Consider the following 14502-nt stretch of genomic DNA (forward strand, 5'->3'; position numbering starts at 1 on the left):
AGCGGGAAGTCCGAGCCATCTCATCATGGATGTCCAATCACCGATTGAAATATATGAACCGTCGAAAACGGCTGAAATCTATGTCTGGCCCCCTTAATTTGGGGTGAAGGCGATGTGCCAATACGAGAAATCATGGATGAACACAAGCGCCATGGTAAACCCCCGGTAAACATCGGGAGACCTGAAAATCCCTGGAAGCTGCAACCTGTTTCAATTCAGGATGGTAGGCGAGGGTGGCCGGAGACTTGTGCCTGAATGACACGAACGGGCTGTCAAAAGCCGGCGGATCGCTGTCGCGATTCGCAGTCGCCTTGCTTGAGGCGCGGTAAACTTGTGATTGTCTTAACGGCCGGTCGAGCCGGTCGTTTGCGGCTCGATGGCGGCCTGGGCCGTCCCGGCCGGTGCCGAAAGCGCGTCGGCGGATTTCAGCCGCGTTGCAAGCTCCCGGATCAGGCGGGTCGATTGCGAAGACAGCGAGCGCGGCCGCACCATCGGCGGCAGCGCATCCGGATTGGCCGCATCCGCCACTTGGGGCTTGGCTTCCTTCTCCGGCATCGGCTGGTCGACGCCGGGGATCGGCTTGATGTCGATGCCCTGATGGGCATAGTCCATCAGCTTCTTGAAGGTCATGGCCGGAAGCGAGCCGCCCGTCATGTTGTTGGTCGAGGTGTAGTCGTCGTTTCCGAACCAGACGGCGGCGGTGTAATTGCCGGTATAGCCAACGAACCAGGCATCGCGGTAAGCCTGCGTCGTGCCGGTCTTGCCGCCGGTCAGGATCCCATCGACGGCGGCGCGCCTCGCCGTACCGATATAGGGGATCTTGGTCATCATCTGGTTCATCGAGCGGGCCGCCTGTTCCGTCAGGATGCGCTCGGGCGCGGGCGCGTCGCGCTCGAAGTCGTAAAGCACGTCGCCGGCATAATTGACGATCTGCGCTATGCCGTGGCGGCGCGAGGCGTAACCGTCGGCCGGGAGCACGGCATAGGCCGTCGCCTGGTCCATGACGGTGACTTCCGACGTGCCGAGCGGGATCGTAACGTCCTTCTTGATCGGCGTCTCCACACCCATCGCCCTGGTGGTCTGGATGATCGCGTCGATGCCGAATTTTTCCTTGGCGAGCCGGACCGGGATCGTGTTGATCGATTTCGCCAGCGCCGTTTCCATGGTGACGCGCCCGGAAAAGCTGCGACCATAATTCTGCGGGCTCCAATTGCCCCAGGCGACCGGCGCGTCGACCACGACGGTTTGCGGCGTATAGCCGTTCTCCATGGCCAGCGCGAAAGTATACATCTTGAACGAGGAGCCTGGCTGGCGCAGCGCCCGCGTGGCGCGGTTGAACTGGCTCTCGCCGTAGTCGCGTCCGCCGACCATGGCGCGCACCGCCCCGCCGTTTTCGACCATCACCAGGGCGCCCTGCTTGACGTTGTAGCTTTCGCCATATTCGCGCAGCGACGAGGCGACAGCCTCCTCGGCTGCCTGCTGCAGGCCGAGATCGATCGTGGTGCGCACCACCAGTGTATGATCCTTGAAGCGGGCGGCGATCCGCTGGACTTCTTCGAAGGCCCAGTCGAGGAAGAAGTCGGGCGCTTCCTTCTTGTCGCGATCGATGACGGAGGCCGGATTGCGACGCGCCGCCACCACCTGGCCCTCGGTCATCAGGCCGCTCTGCACCATGTTGGTGAGCACGTCATTGGCGCGCGCCCGCGCCGCCGGCAGATTGACATGCGGGGCATATTTGGCCGGCGCCTTGAACAGGCCGGCCAGCATCGCCGCTTCCGCCAGCGTCACCTCGGTGATGTTCTTGCCGAAATAGAATTGCGAGGCGGCTGCTGCGCCAAACGTGCCGCCGCCCATATAGGCGCGGTCGAGATAGAGCGAGAGGATCTCCTGCTTGGAGAGATTGGCCTCCAGCCACAGTGCCAGATAAGCTTCCTTGATCTTGCGCTCGATGGAGCGCTCATTGGTGAGGAAGAGGTTCTTCGCCAGCTGCTGCGTCAGCGTCGAGCCGCCCTGAACGACCGAACCCGCCTTGGCATTTTCCGTCATGGCGCGGGCAAGGCCGATGAAATCGATGCCAAAGTGATCGAAGAAGCGCCGGTCTTCCGTCGCCAGAACCGCCTTGACCAGATGGTCCGGCAGCTCATCGACCGGAACGGAGTTTTCATGGATGATGCCGCGATGGCCGATCGTGTTGCCGTAACGGTCGAGGAAGGTGACGGCGAAATTGTCGTGGTTGCGCCAGTCTTTCTTGGTTTCCTCAAGGGCCGGCTGGGCGAGCGCGAGCAGGAGAACCATGCCCGCCGTGCCCAGCGTCATGGCTTCGCCGGCGATCTCGAAGCCGAGCTTTTTGAGGCCGCGCACACGGAAACGGCGGAAGAAGATGGTGATCTCTTCCCAGGCCTCGGCGAGGTCGTAACCGGCATTCCACAGCGTCGAATCGAGCCAGCTGTCGATCTTGAGAAAGAAGTGGCGCTTCAGCTTCCGTGGCTTTTCGGGGCTTGCCGAGGAGGCGCCGGAGGCTGGCCGATCGATGCCGTCGGCGCCGCCGAGGCGTTCCGCAGGCTGAAGATCGTCAGGCTTGTCCTTGTCGGCCACCGTGGCTTTTTCCCGAAAACTTGTTGTCGGCTCCCTTGACGCGCCCGCCGATTGGGATCAGGACCCGGAGAGATTACGGGCGTGTCGTCATTATGTGAGTGATGGTCGATTTGCCGTAAAAGAACAAGCGGTTTCGCCGGCCATGGTGAACCCGGCGCGGCCCCGGACGCGCTTTTGGCAGCAGGCGTTGCACCCCGGCCACCGACTGGCCGAGGATGGAGGCCAGCGCCGCAGCAGGATGCAGCAGCAAGACCGAAAGATCACAGTCAGTTGAACGAGACGATGACCGAACAGCCCTTCTGGAAAACCAAGACGCTCGCCGAGATGAGCAACACAGAATGGGAAAGCCTCTGCGATGGCTGTGGCCTCTGTTGTCTCAACAAACTCGAAGATTGGGACACTGGCGAGGTGGTCTTCACTTCGGTTGCCTGCAAGCTGCTTGACGGTCACAGCTGTCGCTGTTCCGACTACGAAAATCGCCAGGAAACCGTGCCCGACTGCATCCAGCTGACGCTTAAGGGCCTCCGCGAAATCCAGTGGCTGCCACCGACCTGCGGCTACCGGCTGATCGATGAAGGCCTCGACCTCTACTGGTGGCACCCGCTGGTCTCGGGCAGTGCGGAAACGGTGCATCAAGCCGGAATTTCAGCCCGCGGCCGGACGATCTCGGAGGAGGGGCTCGATGTCGAGGATCTCGAAGATTACGTGGTCGACTGGCCGATGCGGGTTGGCGCGGAGCGGGATTGAGGGGCTCGCGAGGTGCTTGAGGCCTAGTTGTTGACCTAGGCCTCAGCCGATGCCGAGGAAGACGGCGAGATTGCGGGTCAGCGCGAGCATCTTCTCTATTCTGCGCGTTTTGCAAGGTGCTCAGGTCTGGCCAGACAGCCTCTGAACCCTTTTGAGCTGGAAATCGACGCACCACCCCTTGACCCTCCCATGATGGGAAGGTCCATCTATGATGGCGGAGGTGACCGCCATGAATATGCAGTCCAGGCCAGATCTGGCCAAGAACAAGAACGAAGCCATCCTTTTGCCTGTCGAGGGCATGACCTGCGCATCCTGTGTGCGGCGGGTGGAAAAGGCCGTGGCCGCGGTGCCAGGGGTCGAGGCGAGCGCGGTGAATTTTGCGACCGAGACGCTGTCGGTGACGCCGGGAAAGGGGTTTTCGGCAGACGCCTTGCTCGAAGCGATCGAAAAGGCCGGCTATGAAGCCAAGGCCGAGACGCTGGTGCTGGAGGTCGAGGACATGACCTGCGCATCCTGCGTGTCGCGGGTCGAGAAGGCCTTGAAATCGGTGCCGCCGGTCGAGACGGCAAGCGTCAATCTGGCAACCGGCGAGGCAATCGTGAAGGTGCTGGGCGGGGTCGACGCCTTGCCGGCGCTTATCGCAGCCGTGTCCAAAGCGGGGTATGCGGTCAGGCTCGTCGGTGCGTCGACGGATGGAGCCGCGGCCGGAAAAGGGCAGGGGGGCGTTGGCGAGGCCAGACCCGGCGAGGTTCCAGGAATGGCGCATCCGGCGGTCTCGGCAGGCCGGGCCGACGACAGCCGCGAGGCGCGCCGGGAGAAGGGAATATTGGGGCTGAAGCGCGATTTCCTGATCGCCTTCGTACTCACTCTGCCGCTTTTCGTCATGGAAATGGGCGCGCATCTCTATCCGCCGCTGCATCATGTGTTGATGCAGATTTTCCCCGGCAACAGTCTGTATCTCCTGCAGTTTGCGCTTGCGACGGCGGTTCTCGCCGGTCCCGGGCGACGCTTCTACTTGAAAGGCTTTCCGGCCCTCTGGCGTCTTGCCCCTGACATGAACGCGCTGGTCGCGATCGGTACCGGGGCGGCCTATCTCTATTCGCTGGTGACGACCTTTGCGCCTGAAATCCTGCCCGTCGATGCCCGGCATGTCTATTACGAGGCCGCGACCGTCATCGTCTCGCTGATCCTGCTCGGCCGGCTGCTGGAAGCGCGCGCCAAGGGCCGGACGGGGGCTGCGATCCGCAAACTGGCAGGCCTGCAGGCAAAGACTGCGCGGGTCGAGCGCGGCGGCGAGACGCGCGACGTGCCGCTGTCGGAGGTGAAGCTCGGTGACACCGTCGTGGTCCGTCCGGGCGAGCGTATTCCGGTGGATGGACGGGTGATCGACGGAGCAAGCGCCGTCGACGAGGCGATGATTTCGGGCGAGCCGATCCCTGTCGAAAAGGGGCCGGGCGCCACCGTCATCGGCGGTACGGTCAACGGCTCCGGCTCTTTCCGTTTCGAGGCGACAGGCATCGGCGCCGATATGATGCTCTCGCGCATCATTCGCATGGTCCAGGAGGCGCAAGGGGCGAAACTGCCGATCCAGAAGCTGGTCGATGAGGTCACGGCCTGGTTCGTGCCCGCAGTCATCGGTATCGCTGTTGTGACTTTTTTCCTATGGCTGATCTTGGGACCGGAGCCCGCCTATACCCATGGGCTCGTGGCGGCGGTGGCCGTGCTGATCATCGCCTGCCCCTGCGCCATGGGGCTCGCCACGCCCACCTCGATCATGGTCGGCACCGGCCGCGCCGCCGAAATCGGCGTTCTCTTCCGCAAGGGCGAGGCGCTGCAAAGTCTCTCCGCCATCGACTGGGTGGTCATGGACAAGACCGGCACGATCACGGCCGGAAAGCCTGAAGTGAGCGAGATCGTGACGGCAGAGGGGTTTGACGAGGCGGAGGTGCTGCGGCTGACGGCAAGCCTTGAGGCGCGCTCGGAGCACCCGCTGGCGGATGCCATCGTGCGCGCGGCGGAGGCGCAGGGGATGGCGCTGTCTGCCGTGGAGAATGTCGAAGCCGTTGCGGGGTTTGGCGTGACCGGGATGGTCGAAGGGCGGAAGATTGCAGCGGGGGCTGACCGGTTCATGGTGAAGCTCGGGGTGATGGCAGAGGGCGAGACATCGGATCTCACCGCCGCCGTCACCCGTCTTGCCGATGACGGCGCAAGCCCGCTTTTCGTTGCCATCGACGGCAGGCTCGCCGCCGCCATTGCGGTCGCCGATCCGATCAAGGAGATGAGTGAACAGGCGATTGCAGCCCTGAAGGCCCGGGGTCTGAAGCTTGTCATGGTGACCGGCGACAACCGGCGCACGGCCGACGCCGTGGCGAAAAAGGCGGGCATCGATGCCGTAATCGCCGAAGTGCTGCCCGAGGGAAAGGTGAGCGCGATCAAGGACCTGCAGGCGAAAGGTGAGAAGGTCGCCTTTGTCGGCGACGGCATCAACGATGCGCCGGCGCTCGCCACCGCCGATGCCGGGATTGCCATCGGTACCGGCACCGACGTGGCGATCGAAAGCGCCGATGTCGTGCTGGTCGGCGGCGATCTCATGGGCGCGCTGCATGCGATCGAGCTCTCGGACAAGGTGATGGGCAATATCCGCCAGAACCTGTTCTGGGCCTTCGGTTATAACGTGGCGCTGATCCCGGTCGCGGCTGGGCTGCTCTATCCGTTCTTCGGCGTGACCTTTTCGCCGATGCTGGGGGCGGCCGCCATGGGGTTGTCGAGCGTGTTTGTGTTGTCGAATGCGTTGCGGTTGCGGACGGCGAAGGCGACGGAAATCATCTCCCCCCTAGCGGGGGAGAAAGCAAAATCGAAGGCTTAGGCGGCTGGCGCTCGCCTAAGCCTTCGATTTTCCGTCCTCCCCCGCATGGGGGAGGTATCGCGGCCTCTCCCCCTGAGGGAGAGGAACTGAAGGAGAACAAGACCATGACGATGAACATCGGCGAAGCCTCGCATGCCTCGGGCGTGTCGGCCAAGATGATCCGCTACTATGAGGAGATCGGGCTGATTGCGCCGGCGGGCCGCACGGCCTCGAATTACCGGGTCTATGATGCCGACAGCGTCAACCGGCTGCGTTTCGTGCGGCGCTCGCGCAGCCTCGGCTTTTCGCTCGAGGAGACCGAGCGGCTGTTGAAGCTCTGGGACGACAAGGAACGCGCGAGTGCCGAAGTGAAGGCCTTGGCGCTCGCCCATGTCGAGGAGCTGGAAGGAAAGATCGCCGAGATGCAGGCAATGCGTGACACGTTGGCTCATCTCGCCGAGCGCTGCCTCGGCAATGACCGGCCTAACTGCCCGATCCTTGCCGATCTCGAGGGCAAGCCGCTGCGGCAAAAGACCGCCGGAAAGGACAAGGCCGGGGACTGCTGCGGGGATTGACCTTGTCCCCGTGGGAAGGTGCAGAAAGGGGTTGGAAGCGACGGCTTGAAGCCGTCGGCAACAAGGAAGGACAAGACCATGATCGGACAGACGATTTTCAAGATCGAGGACATGACTTGCGGGCATTGCGAGAAGACCGTGGTCAAGGCCTTGGCGGCTGTGTTGCCGGGAAGTGCCGTGACCATCGATCTCGCCGCCCGCAAGGCCTTTGTCGAGGGCGATGCTGTCCTTGCCGAACAGGCGATCCGCGAGGCGGGTTACACGCCGGTGCGGGAGGTTTGAGGGGGGTGAGCGAATAGCGAATAGGGGTTAGGAGTTGTCCCGCAGCGGACAGCGATGATGACACAGGGTTGCCGCGCTGCTCGGAAATCAGTCCAATCTCCCAGCCTACTGCCTACTGCCTCTCTTGCAATATATTCAAGTCTCAATATATATGTAGTATCGTATATATTTTGGAGACGCCGCCATGAGCAAGGACTACATCGCCATCACCCGGGATATCTCGAACGGGATCAAGACCTTGCGCAAGGACATTCCCGATGTGATGCAGGGCTTTTCGGCCATGGCCGGTGCGGCGACCAAGGACGGGGCGCTGTCGAAGAAGGTGAAGGAACTGGTGGCGCTCGGCATTGCGATCTCCACCCGCTGCGACGGCTGCATCGGCTTTCACACGGAAGCGCTGATCAAGCTTGGTTGCACCAAGGCGGAATTCGAGGAGGCGCTGGGGCTTGCGGTCTACATGGGCGGTGGCCCGTCGCTGATGTATGCGGGCGATGCCATGGCCGCCTGGGAGCAGTTCGGTGGACCGAAGGCCTGAGGCAACTCAGGTCGGGCCTAAGCCGGGGACTAGTCTGGTGCGACGCCGCAGGGTCGCGGCCCAAAAAATGCCGGGCCAGCTTCATTTTGCGTGCTCTAAATTAGCGAAAAATTTGCCGCCATCCGCCATGGTGAAACCCGATGCGGCGCTGTTCGAGCGTCGCCAGGGAGCAATGGCCAGGGCATGCAGACGGAGACGGGCGCGAAAGGGCGGTTGAACTGGCTGCTGCGCATGGCCCCCGAGGTGGAACGGGCCGAGGAACGGGATTTCGGCGCCGAACGCATCCGGCATCTGCGCCATGCGATCATCGTCGGCCTGATCGTCTACAACATCTACAATCTCACCAGCCTGCACCTGATGGCAGACATCCAGCCCTTCACGGTCGCCATGCGCCTCTTCGTGCTGGTGCCGGGCTCGCTGGCGATCTTCTACCTCGTGCCGCGCGTGCCGCCGGCACTGCGCGAACTGCTCCTGCTCGGCGGCATGTTCGTCGCAAGCCTTCTGCCGCTCTATCTGCTCTATATCTCCCAATCGGCCTATGCGACCTATACGCTTGGCGAACTGCCGCTCGTGCTGCTCTTCGGCAACATGTTGCTGGTGCTGCGTTTTCGCTTGGCCCTGATCTTCACCGCCGTCACCTGCCTGACGGCGCTTTTCGTCATTCACGCCAAGCCGGGGCTGGACGAGAACCTGATCTTTCCGCTGACCGTGCAGGTGGTGACCGGCCTCTTCTTCACGCTATACGGCAACTGGCATGTCGAGAGACAGCGCTGTCTCACCTATCTCGCCCGCTACGATGCGCAGAACCGTGCCGACATTGCAGAGCGCCGCGGCGACCAGTTGCGCGATCTGACGCTCACCGACATGCTGACCGGGATTGCCAACCGCCGGCATCTCGACGAAACGCTGCATGCCTGGCTCGAGAGCCGCAGCGACGTGCTCTTGCTGATGGTCGATGTCGATCACTTCAAGGCCTTCAACGACTGTTTCGGTCATGTCGCTGGCGACGACTGCCTGCGCCGTATCGCGTCTACACTCTCGACCTTCGCCTCCCGCCATGAGGGGTTTGCCGCGCGTTACGGCGGCGAGGAATTCACCCTGCTGTTTGCCGTGGACAGCGATACCGGTGGCGCCTTTCTGGCCGACCGGCTGGTGCGCGCCGTGCGCGAGCTTTCGATCCCGCATCCGGCCCGCGCCGACGGGCTTTCGCATGTCACAGTCTCGGTCGGCTATGCCGGGACCGGCGAGGGCGGCGTTCGGGGAGCGCGCGATCTGGTGACCCGGGCGGATCTGGCGCTTTACGAGGCGAAGAGTGCTGGGCGCAACAGGTCGAAGGCGGGATGAGGGGGCTCGGTGAGGCAGATGCAACGGAACTGCGCCCCTCTCCTGGAAAATCTGAAGTTTAGGCGGCTTGCGCTCGCCTAAGCCTTCGATTTTCCGTCCTCCCCCGCAAGGGGGGAGGTGGGGCTGTTACCAAAATAGGAAAATAATCCTTGACGCCGTGACGGTCATTCGCTAGGGTTTTGACATGATCGGAAAGCTGTGGCCGCGGGGCCAAGGTGATCCGGAGAGGTTTGGAAAGGGTCCGCTGGCGGGCCCTTCTTTCATTTCGGAGGCGGCCATGCTGGGCGAGGACCGACGCGGGGATCTCGAGGCGCTGCCTGACGTGATCGAGGTGAAGGCGGCAGGCGCTGGCGATCTCGAGCGATTGCTCCAGGAATTCACCATCGAAATGCGTGCCCAGTTCGACCTGTTTCGACGCTTAAGGGCAGGCGCCGAGAGCCTGATCGACGGGGCCGACGAGGCACTGGCGAAACAGGCGCGCGCCGACATCAAGGCGGCGACCGATGCGATTGCGCTGATCGTGCGCACGCTGGAAAAGATCGATGCACTGTTGCGCCAGCTGGAGCGCGACCGGCTGGATGCGGAGGAACGTCTGCTCGAGGCGCGCGATCCGGAGGTCTTGCGCGGCGAGGTGGAGGCGCTGATTGCGGCCAGGGTCGAGGCAGCGGTGGCGGCACGGCTGGAGAGCGCGGTGGCGGCGCGGATGGCGGAGGTTTCGGAATCGGCCGAGGGCAGGGGGCCGCCGTGAGTGGGATTGACCGAAGCTTTCGAGGCCTAATGATGAACAAGGCTTGCCAACGGAACTGATCCCCTCACTTGCGAAATCTGAAGTTTAGGCGGCTTGCGCTCGCCTAAGCCTTCGATTTCGCTTTCTCCCCCACAGAGGGGGGAGAGGGAGCTCGGGGCTGGCGGCGGCGACCCCTCTCCCATCTGTGGGAGAGGTTACAAAATCGAGGGCTTGGCCCGGTCAGGGCTAAACCTCAGATTTTGTTGGTGAGGGGATCGGTTCTGTTGGCACCGGATCAAACGGATGCTTCGAGACCCGCCAAACGCGGGCACCTCAGCATGAGGGCCGCCGAGAAGGCTCAAGCTGTTTTACATGATCGCCCAAGGAGACTGCCGATGACGCCGAAATCCCCGAGGCGGCGGACGAGGGACCGGGCGGAGAAGAATGTGCGGGCTGTATCCGGGGTGATCGGGCAGGTCGCGGTGGAAGCCGAGGCACTGGCCGGGATTGGCAAGAGGACCACGGCCGCTCTTGAGACGCTTTCCACGACGGTGACGCCCGAGACCTGGGCGGCGGCGGGGCTTGGTGCTCCGGAGGCTTTGGCAAGGCAGCGGATGCTGGACATGCGGGTGGCGGCAGGGGCGGTGAGGGATGGCGCAGGCCGCGCGGCTCGCCCTGAGGAACCGCTCGACCTTGGGCGCCTGACGCCCTCCGATCTTGCCTTTCTCGCCCGCGACTGGCCGCTTCTGGCGCGGGCCGAACAATTGCCGCCGGAGGGAGATTGGCGCAGCTGGCTGATCCTCGGCGGACGGGGATCCGGCAAGACGCGGGCAGGCGCCGAATGGGTGCAGGCCGAGGTGATCGCCGCGGGCAAGCGAACGGATTTGCGCATTGCACTGGTGGCGGAAACGCTGGGCGACGCCCGAGAGGTGATGATCGACGGGGCTTCGGGGCTGGCAAAGATCGTAAGGCGTATGCGGCCGGAGGTGGAGATTTCCAGGCGACGGCTGGTCTGGCCGAACGGGGCGATTGCGCAGATCTTTTCCTCCGAAGACCCCGAAAGCCTGCGCGGGCCGCAGTTTCATCTCGCCTGGTGCGACGAGCTGGCCAAATGGAAACATGCCGACGAGACCTTCGACATGCTGCAGTTTGCGCTGAGGTTGGGGCATCAACCGCGCCAGGTGGTGACGACGACGCCAAGGCCGGTGCCGCTGTTGAAGCGGCTGATGGCGGATGAGGGAACGGCGCTGACCCGGATGGCGACGGCTGCCAATGCGAGGCATCTGGCGCCGGGGTTCCTGAGCGCGCTCAGCGCCCGCTATGGCGGTACAAGGCTCGGGCGCCAGGAGCTCGATGGCGAGCTGATCGAGGACCGGCCGGATGCGCTCTGGAAGCGGGCGCGGCTCGACGAAATCGTGGTGAAGCTGGCGGAACCCTTGCGTCGCATTGTGGTGGCGGTCGATCCGCCGGCCGGCGGGGTCTCTGCCTGCTGCGGCATCGTGGTGGCGGGTCTGAAGGAAAACGGCCAGGCGGTGGTGCTCTCGGATTGCTCGGTGGAGGGGCAGGGCCCGGCCGGCTGGGCGCGGGCGGTGGTGTCGGCTTATCGGCGCTTCGAGGCCGACCGGGTGGTGGCCGAGGTCAACCAAGGCGGCGACATGGTGCGCGCCGTGCTGGAGGGCATCGAGGCGCGGCTGCCGGTGACGACGGTCCGGGCCACGCGCGGCAAGTTCCTGCGCGCCGAGCCGGTGGCGGCGCTCTATGAGCAGGGGCGGGTTTTGCATGCGGGACGGTTTGTCGAACTCGAGGATCAGATGTGTGATTTCGGGCCGGAGGGATTGTCGAATGGGCGCTCGCCGGACCGGCTGGATGCGCTGGTCTGGGCGCTGACGGCGCTGATGCTCGAGGGTGGCGGCGAGCCTCGGATACGGGGGGTTTGAGGTCCCTCATGCTGAGGTGTTGTTACAATGCAGGGACCGCGAAAATTGCTTCGAGTTGTGCCGACTGAACTGATCCCCTCACTTGCGAAATCTGAAGTTTAGGCGGCTTACGCTCGCCTAAGCCTTCGATTTCGCTTTCTCCCCCACAGCTGGGGGAGAGGGAGCTCAGGGCTGGCGGCTGCGACACCTCTCCCCTTTGTGGGAGAGGTTACAAAATCGAGGGCTTAGCCCGATCAGGGCTAAACCTCAGATTTTGTTGGTGAGGGGATCGGTTCAACTGCCACCCTCACCCACCTGCATTTTGCAGCTCCGAAAGGATATGCCGGCAGACATCATCGAGATGCAGCCGGACCTCATCATTCCAGAAGCGCAGGATGCGGAAACCTTCGGCGCGGAAGAGGGCGTCGCGACGGACGTCGTGGGCGCTGTCGCCGTGCTGCCCGCCGTCTACTTCGACGATGAGTTTCGCTTCGAAGCATACGAAATCGAGGATGTAGCCGCGGAGCGGCACCTGGCGGCGGAACTTTGCGCCGCCGAGCTGGCGGTCGCGGAGTGCCCGCCAGAGTATGGCTTCGGGTGTGGTAGGGTCGGCGCGCATCTGTCGTGCGCGGGCTCGGGCGAGGGGTTTCGGTTCGTAGCGCATGAACTGACCCTTTGGATGGGGGCAGTATGCGCTTTTGGGTTGTGGGGGGCAAGGGTGTGGTGCCGACTGAACGGGTCCCCTCACCAACAAAATCTGAGGTTTAGCCCTTACCGGGCTAAGCCCTCGATTTTGTAACCTCTCCCACAGAGGGGAGAGGGGACGGTGCCGCTGGCCTCGCGCTCCCTCTCCCCCCCACTGTGGGGGAGAAAGCGAAATCGAAGGCTTAGCCCGATCGAGGGCTAAACTTCAGATTTCGCAAGTGAGGGGATTGGTTTCGTTGGCACCAGAAACGAAAAACCGGCACCCTTTCGAGCGCCGGTTTCACATTGCAATGCGGTGGATCGGTTTACTTCGCAGCCGTTGCGGGGCCGGCCGGCTGGCGGACCTGGCGCCATTCGTTTTCGAGGCGCTGCAGGACATGGGCCGGGATGGTTGCCGGCGCGGCGGTCTTGGTCGAAGTGTTCGTCTGCATCTCTTCCCTCCTCGGGTTTGGAAGTCTGGCCTCCAAACGTGTCTGTGGGGCGAAAGTTCCACAGCGTTAAACCTTTGTAAATATGAACGGAACGAGCTCTAAACGATTGAAATTTCTTCAATCGTTTTAATTCTGAACTTTTTTTCATCGGCGCTGCCCCCACAGAGGCGAGGCGTTGTGCCGCTTTCCCCGACATCGAGGATTTCATCATGCGGATCGACCGGCGAATCGTCTTCGCGGGGCTGCGCAATGCCGTGTTCGGCGGGCGGCTGTCTCAGGGGCAGGTGGACGGCGTGGAGGCCGTGCTGACGCGCTTTTCGGCGCGCGGCTGGGGCGATCCGCGCTGGCTCGCCTATATGCTGGCAACCGCGCATCACGAGACCGGCGGCACCATGCAGGCGGTGCGCGAGACCTTTGCGCCCGACGATGAGGAGGCCGTCAACCGGCTGGAACGGGCCTGGCGCGGCGGAAAGCTGCCGACGGTTCAGACGCCCTATTGGCGGCGGGATCCGGAGGGGCGGAGCTACTACGGCCGTGGGTTGGTGCAGATCACCCATCGCGAGAATTACGCGAAGATGAGCCGGGTGACGGGCCTCGACCTCGTCGCGGAGCCGGATCTGGCGCTGAGGCTCGACGTCTCCGCCACCATCCTGGTGGTCGGCATGACCGAGGGGCTGTTTTCGGGGGCAAGGCTCTCCGATTACTTTTCGGGCACGAAAGCCGACTGGACGGGCGCGCGAAAGATCGTCAACGGCACCGACCGGGCGAAGAAGATCGCGGTGACGGCGCGGACCTTCGATGCGGCGATCAGGGCGGGGCTTATGGTGTGAGTGGCACGGGCGAGGTGGCGCATTGAGCGGGAGGTCCGGCGATGCTATCGGCTGGTGCGTTGCAACAGGTTGAGGGTGCCCCATGATCCGCCACATCGTCTTCTTCACCGTGAAGCCGGAGAATATCGAGGCTGTGCGGGCGGGGCTGTCGATCCTGACGGAAATCCCGAGTGCGGCACGGCTGGAGATCGGCACGAATGTGAAGACCGACGGCTTTCACCGCAGCATCGACCTGGTCGTCTATGGCGAATTCGAGGATGAGGCAGCACTCGCCGCCTACAAGGCGCATCCGCTTTATGAAGAGAGCATCCGGCGTGTGAAGCCGCTGCGCGAGGAGCGGTTTGCGGCGGATTATGTGGTAGGGGATGCGGTGCGGGGGCGGGTGTGAGCGGCCTCTTAGGCCGGGCTTAGCAGGGGCTCCAACCGGTCCGCGAGCAGAGAGGGTCGTCGTTCCCGATGATCAGGTCCTCGATCCCGTATTTCAGGCGCTCCTGCTGTTCTGCATCGAGAGACAAACGGTAGCCGTTGACTGCAATGAAATAGCGGCCGGAAAGCCAGGCTGTCCGCTTGTTGCCCTGTTCGAAGGCATGTGCCTTGCCGATCGACTGGATGATGCAGCAGGCGAGCCAGGAGACAGATGATATCTGGCGATACTCTGCCTGGAACCGCGGACGGTGAAGGGCGCCTTCGAGGGCGAATCGGTCCCGCAGAAAGTGGTTTTCCGAAGAGCCGAGAAGCAACCGTCTGTTGATCGCAATCACATCCTCGATTGCAATCCAGAGGGGCTCGCTTATGCGCTCACTTGGCCAGATGATCCAGGATGATCTTGTCGGTGACGAGCAGATCTTCGACGAAATCGTCGAGATCCGGCTTGGCTGCAATCGGCTTTGTGGTCTTCCGGGTTGAACTTTCAGAAGAGACGACCGCTGTGTTGCGGCTATCTCGGCTCCTCCTCTCGTCGACCTGGCTA

At 63.2% G+C, this 14502-nt stretch carries 14 protein-coding genes; 10 read left to right on the forward strand and 4 right to left on the reverse strand.

The annotated features are described in order from the left end of the window. Window positions 1-342: 342 nt before the first annotated feature. Complete coding sequence (locus D4A92_RS13550; RefSeq protein ID WP_203019959.1) at window positions 343-2532, reverse strand: transglycosylase domain-containing protein; 2190 nt, start codon at window positions 2530-2532, stop codon at window positions 343-345. A 345-nt stretch (window positions 2533-2877) separates the two neighbouring features. Between D4A92_RS13550 and D4A92_RS13555 the strand changes: the two genes are divergently transcribed. From D4A92_RS13555 to D4A92_RS13590, 8 genes are all read left to right on the forward strand, one after another. Then, window positions 2878-3342: a YcgN family cysteine cluster protein gene (locus D4A92_RS13555; protein WP_203014036.1), complete on the forward strand. Its 465-nt coding sequence runs from the start codon at window positions 2878-2880 to the stop codon at window positions 3340-3342. A gap of 229 nt (window positions 3343-3571) precedes the next feature. Beyond that, a complete protein-coding gene (locus tag D4A92_RS13560) occupies window positions 3572-6208 on the forward strand; it encodes a heavy metal translocating P-type ATPase (RefSeq protein WP_203014039.1) in 2637 nt (878 codons plus the stop codon). Between the two features lie 110 nt (window positions 6209-6318). Next, entirely contained in the window at window positions 6319-6762 is a 444-nt protein-coding gene (gene cueR, locus D4A92_RS13565) for a Cu(I)-responsive transcriptional regulator (RefSeq protein WP_203019960.1), read from the forward strand. 78 nt (window positions 6763-6840) lie between these two features. Beyond that, a complete protein-coding gene (locus D4A92_RS13570; protein ID WP_425959158.1) occupies window positions 6841-7044 on the forward strand; it encodes a heavy-metal-associated domain-containing protein in 204 nt (67 codons plus the stop codon). A 184-nt stretch (window positions 7045-7228) separates the two neighbouring features. Continuing rightward, entirely contained in the window at window positions 7229-7579 is a 351-nt protein-coding gene (locus tag D4A92_RS13575; RefSeq protein WP_203014042.1) for a carboxymuconolactone decarboxylase family protein, read from the forward strand. Between the two features lie 183 nt (window positions 7580-7762). Further along, window positions 7763-8923, forward strand: coding sequence for a GGDEF domain-containing protein (locus D4A92_RS13580; RefSeq protein WP_203014045.1), 1161 nt, complete (start codon window positions 7763-7765; stop codon window positions 8921-8923). 277 nt (window positions 8924-9200) lie between these two features. Then, on the forward strand, window positions 9201-9671 hold the full coding sequence (locus D4A92_RS13585) for a hypothetical protein (RefSeq protein ID WP_203014048.1): 471 nt from the start codon (window positions 9201-9203) through the stop codon (window positions 9669-9671). Window positions 9672-10045: 374 nt separating this feature from the next. Further along, window positions 10046-11587, forward strand: coding sequence for a DNA-packaging protein (locus D4A92_RS13590; RefSeq protein WP_246753946.1), 1542 nt, complete (start codon window positions 10046-10048; stop codon window positions 11585-11587). A 286-nt stretch (window positions 11588-11873) separates the two neighbouring features. On the opposite strand, the gene D4A92_RS13595 is transcribed toward D4A92_RS13590, so the two are convergent. Together D4A92_RS13595 and D4A92_RS25240 are read right to left on the reverse strand one after the other, a co-directional pair. After that, window positions 11874-12230 carry an endonuclease domain-containing protein gene (locus D4A92_RS13595; RefSeq protein ID WP_203014051.1) on the reverse strand — a complete coding sequence of 119 codons (357 nt, stop codon included), beginning with the start codon at window positions 12228-12230 and terminating at the stop codon, window positions 11874-11876. 346 nt (window positions 12231-12576) lie between these two features. Beyond that, the gene (locus D4A92_RS25240; RefSeq protein ID WP_281435251.1) at window positions 12577-12702 is read right to left on the reverse strand and encodes a hypothetical protein; all 126 of its coding nucleotides are present in this window, start codon (window positions 12700-12702) and stop codon (window positions 12577-12579) included. A 209-nt stretch (window positions 12703-12911) separates the two neighbouring features. Here D4A92_RS25240 and D4A92_RS13600 point away from each other — a divergent pair, with 209 nt between their 5' ends. Continuing rightward, a complete protein-coding gene (locus D4A92_RS13600) occupies window positions 12912-13532 on the forward strand; it encodes a glycoside hydrolase family 19 protein (protein WP_203014053.1) in 621 nt (206 codons plus the stop codon). 82 nt (window positions 13533-13614) lie between these two features. Further along, window positions 13615-13920 (forward strand): Dabb family protein, encoded by a 306-nt coding sequence (locus tag D4A92_RS13605; protein WP_203014056.1) that lies wholly within the window; start codon window positions 13615-13617, stop codon window positions 13918-13920. 19 nt (window positions 13921-13939) lie between these two features. On the opposite strand, the gene D4A92_RS13610 is transcribed toward D4A92_RS13605, so the two are convergent. Continuing rightward, entirely contained in the window at window positions 13940-14293 is a 354-nt protein-coding gene (locus D4A92_RS13610; protein ID WP_203014057.1) for a Fic family protein, read from the reverse strand. Window positions 14294-14502: the final 209 nt, after the last annotated feature.

The organism is Rhizobium rosettiformans, assembly GCF_016806065.1.
Lineage (GTDB): Bacteria > Pseudomonadota > Alphaproteobacteria > Rhizobiales > Rhizobiaceae > Allorhizobium.

Excerpts from the sequence above, each read along its gene's own strand:
- D4A92_RS13555 (WP_203014036.1), top strand. The coding sequence starts at position 2,878 with ATGACCGAACAGCCCTTCTGGAAAACCAAGACGCTCGCCGAGATGAGC.
- D4A92_RS13560 (WP_203014039.1), top strand. The coding sequence starts at position 3,572 with ATGAATATGCAGTCCAGGCCAGATCTGGCCAAGAACAAGAACGAAGCC.
- cueR (WP_203019960.1), top strand. The coding sequence starts at position 6,319 with ATGAACATCGGCGAAGCCTCGCATGCCTCGGGCGTGTCGGCCAAGATG.
- D4A92_RS13570 (WP_425959158.1), top strand. The coding sequence starts at position 6,841 with ATGATCGGACAGACGATTTTCAAGATCGAGGACATGACTTGCGGGCAT.
- D4A92_RS13575 (WP_203014042.1), top strand. The coding sequence starts at position 7,229 with ATGAGCAAGGACTACATCGCCATCACCCGGGATATCTCGAACGGGATC.
- D4A92_RS13580 (WP_203014045.1), top strand. The coding sequence starts at position 7,763 with ATGCAGACGGAGACGGGCGCGAAAGGGCGGTTGAACTGGCTGCTGCGC.
- D4A92_RS13585 (WP_203014048.1), top strand. The coding sequence starts at position 9,201 with ATGCTGGGCGAGGACCGACGCGGGGATCTCGAGGCGCTGCCTGACGTG.
- D4A92_RS13590 (WP_246753946.1), top strand. The coding sequence starts at position 10,046 with ATGACGCCGAAATCCCCGAGGCGGCGGACGAGGGACCGGGCGGAGAAG.
- D4A92_RS13595 (WP_203014051.1), bottom strand. The coding sequence starts at position 12,230 with ATGCGCTACGAACCGAAACCCCTCGCCCGAGCCCGCGCACGACAGATG.
- D4A92_RS25240 (WP_281435251.1), bottom strand. The coding sequence starts at position 12,702 with ATGCAGACGAACACTTCGACCAAGACCGCCGCGCCGGCAACCATCCCG.
- D4A92_RS13600 (WP_203014053.1), top strand. The coding sequence starts at position 12,912 with ATGCGGATCGACCGGCGAATCGTCTTCGCGGGGCTGCGCAATGCCGTG.
- D4A92_RS13605 (WP_203014056.1), top strand. The coding sequence starts at position 13,615 with ATGATCCGCCACATCGTCTTCTTCACCGTGAAGCCGGAGAATATCGAG.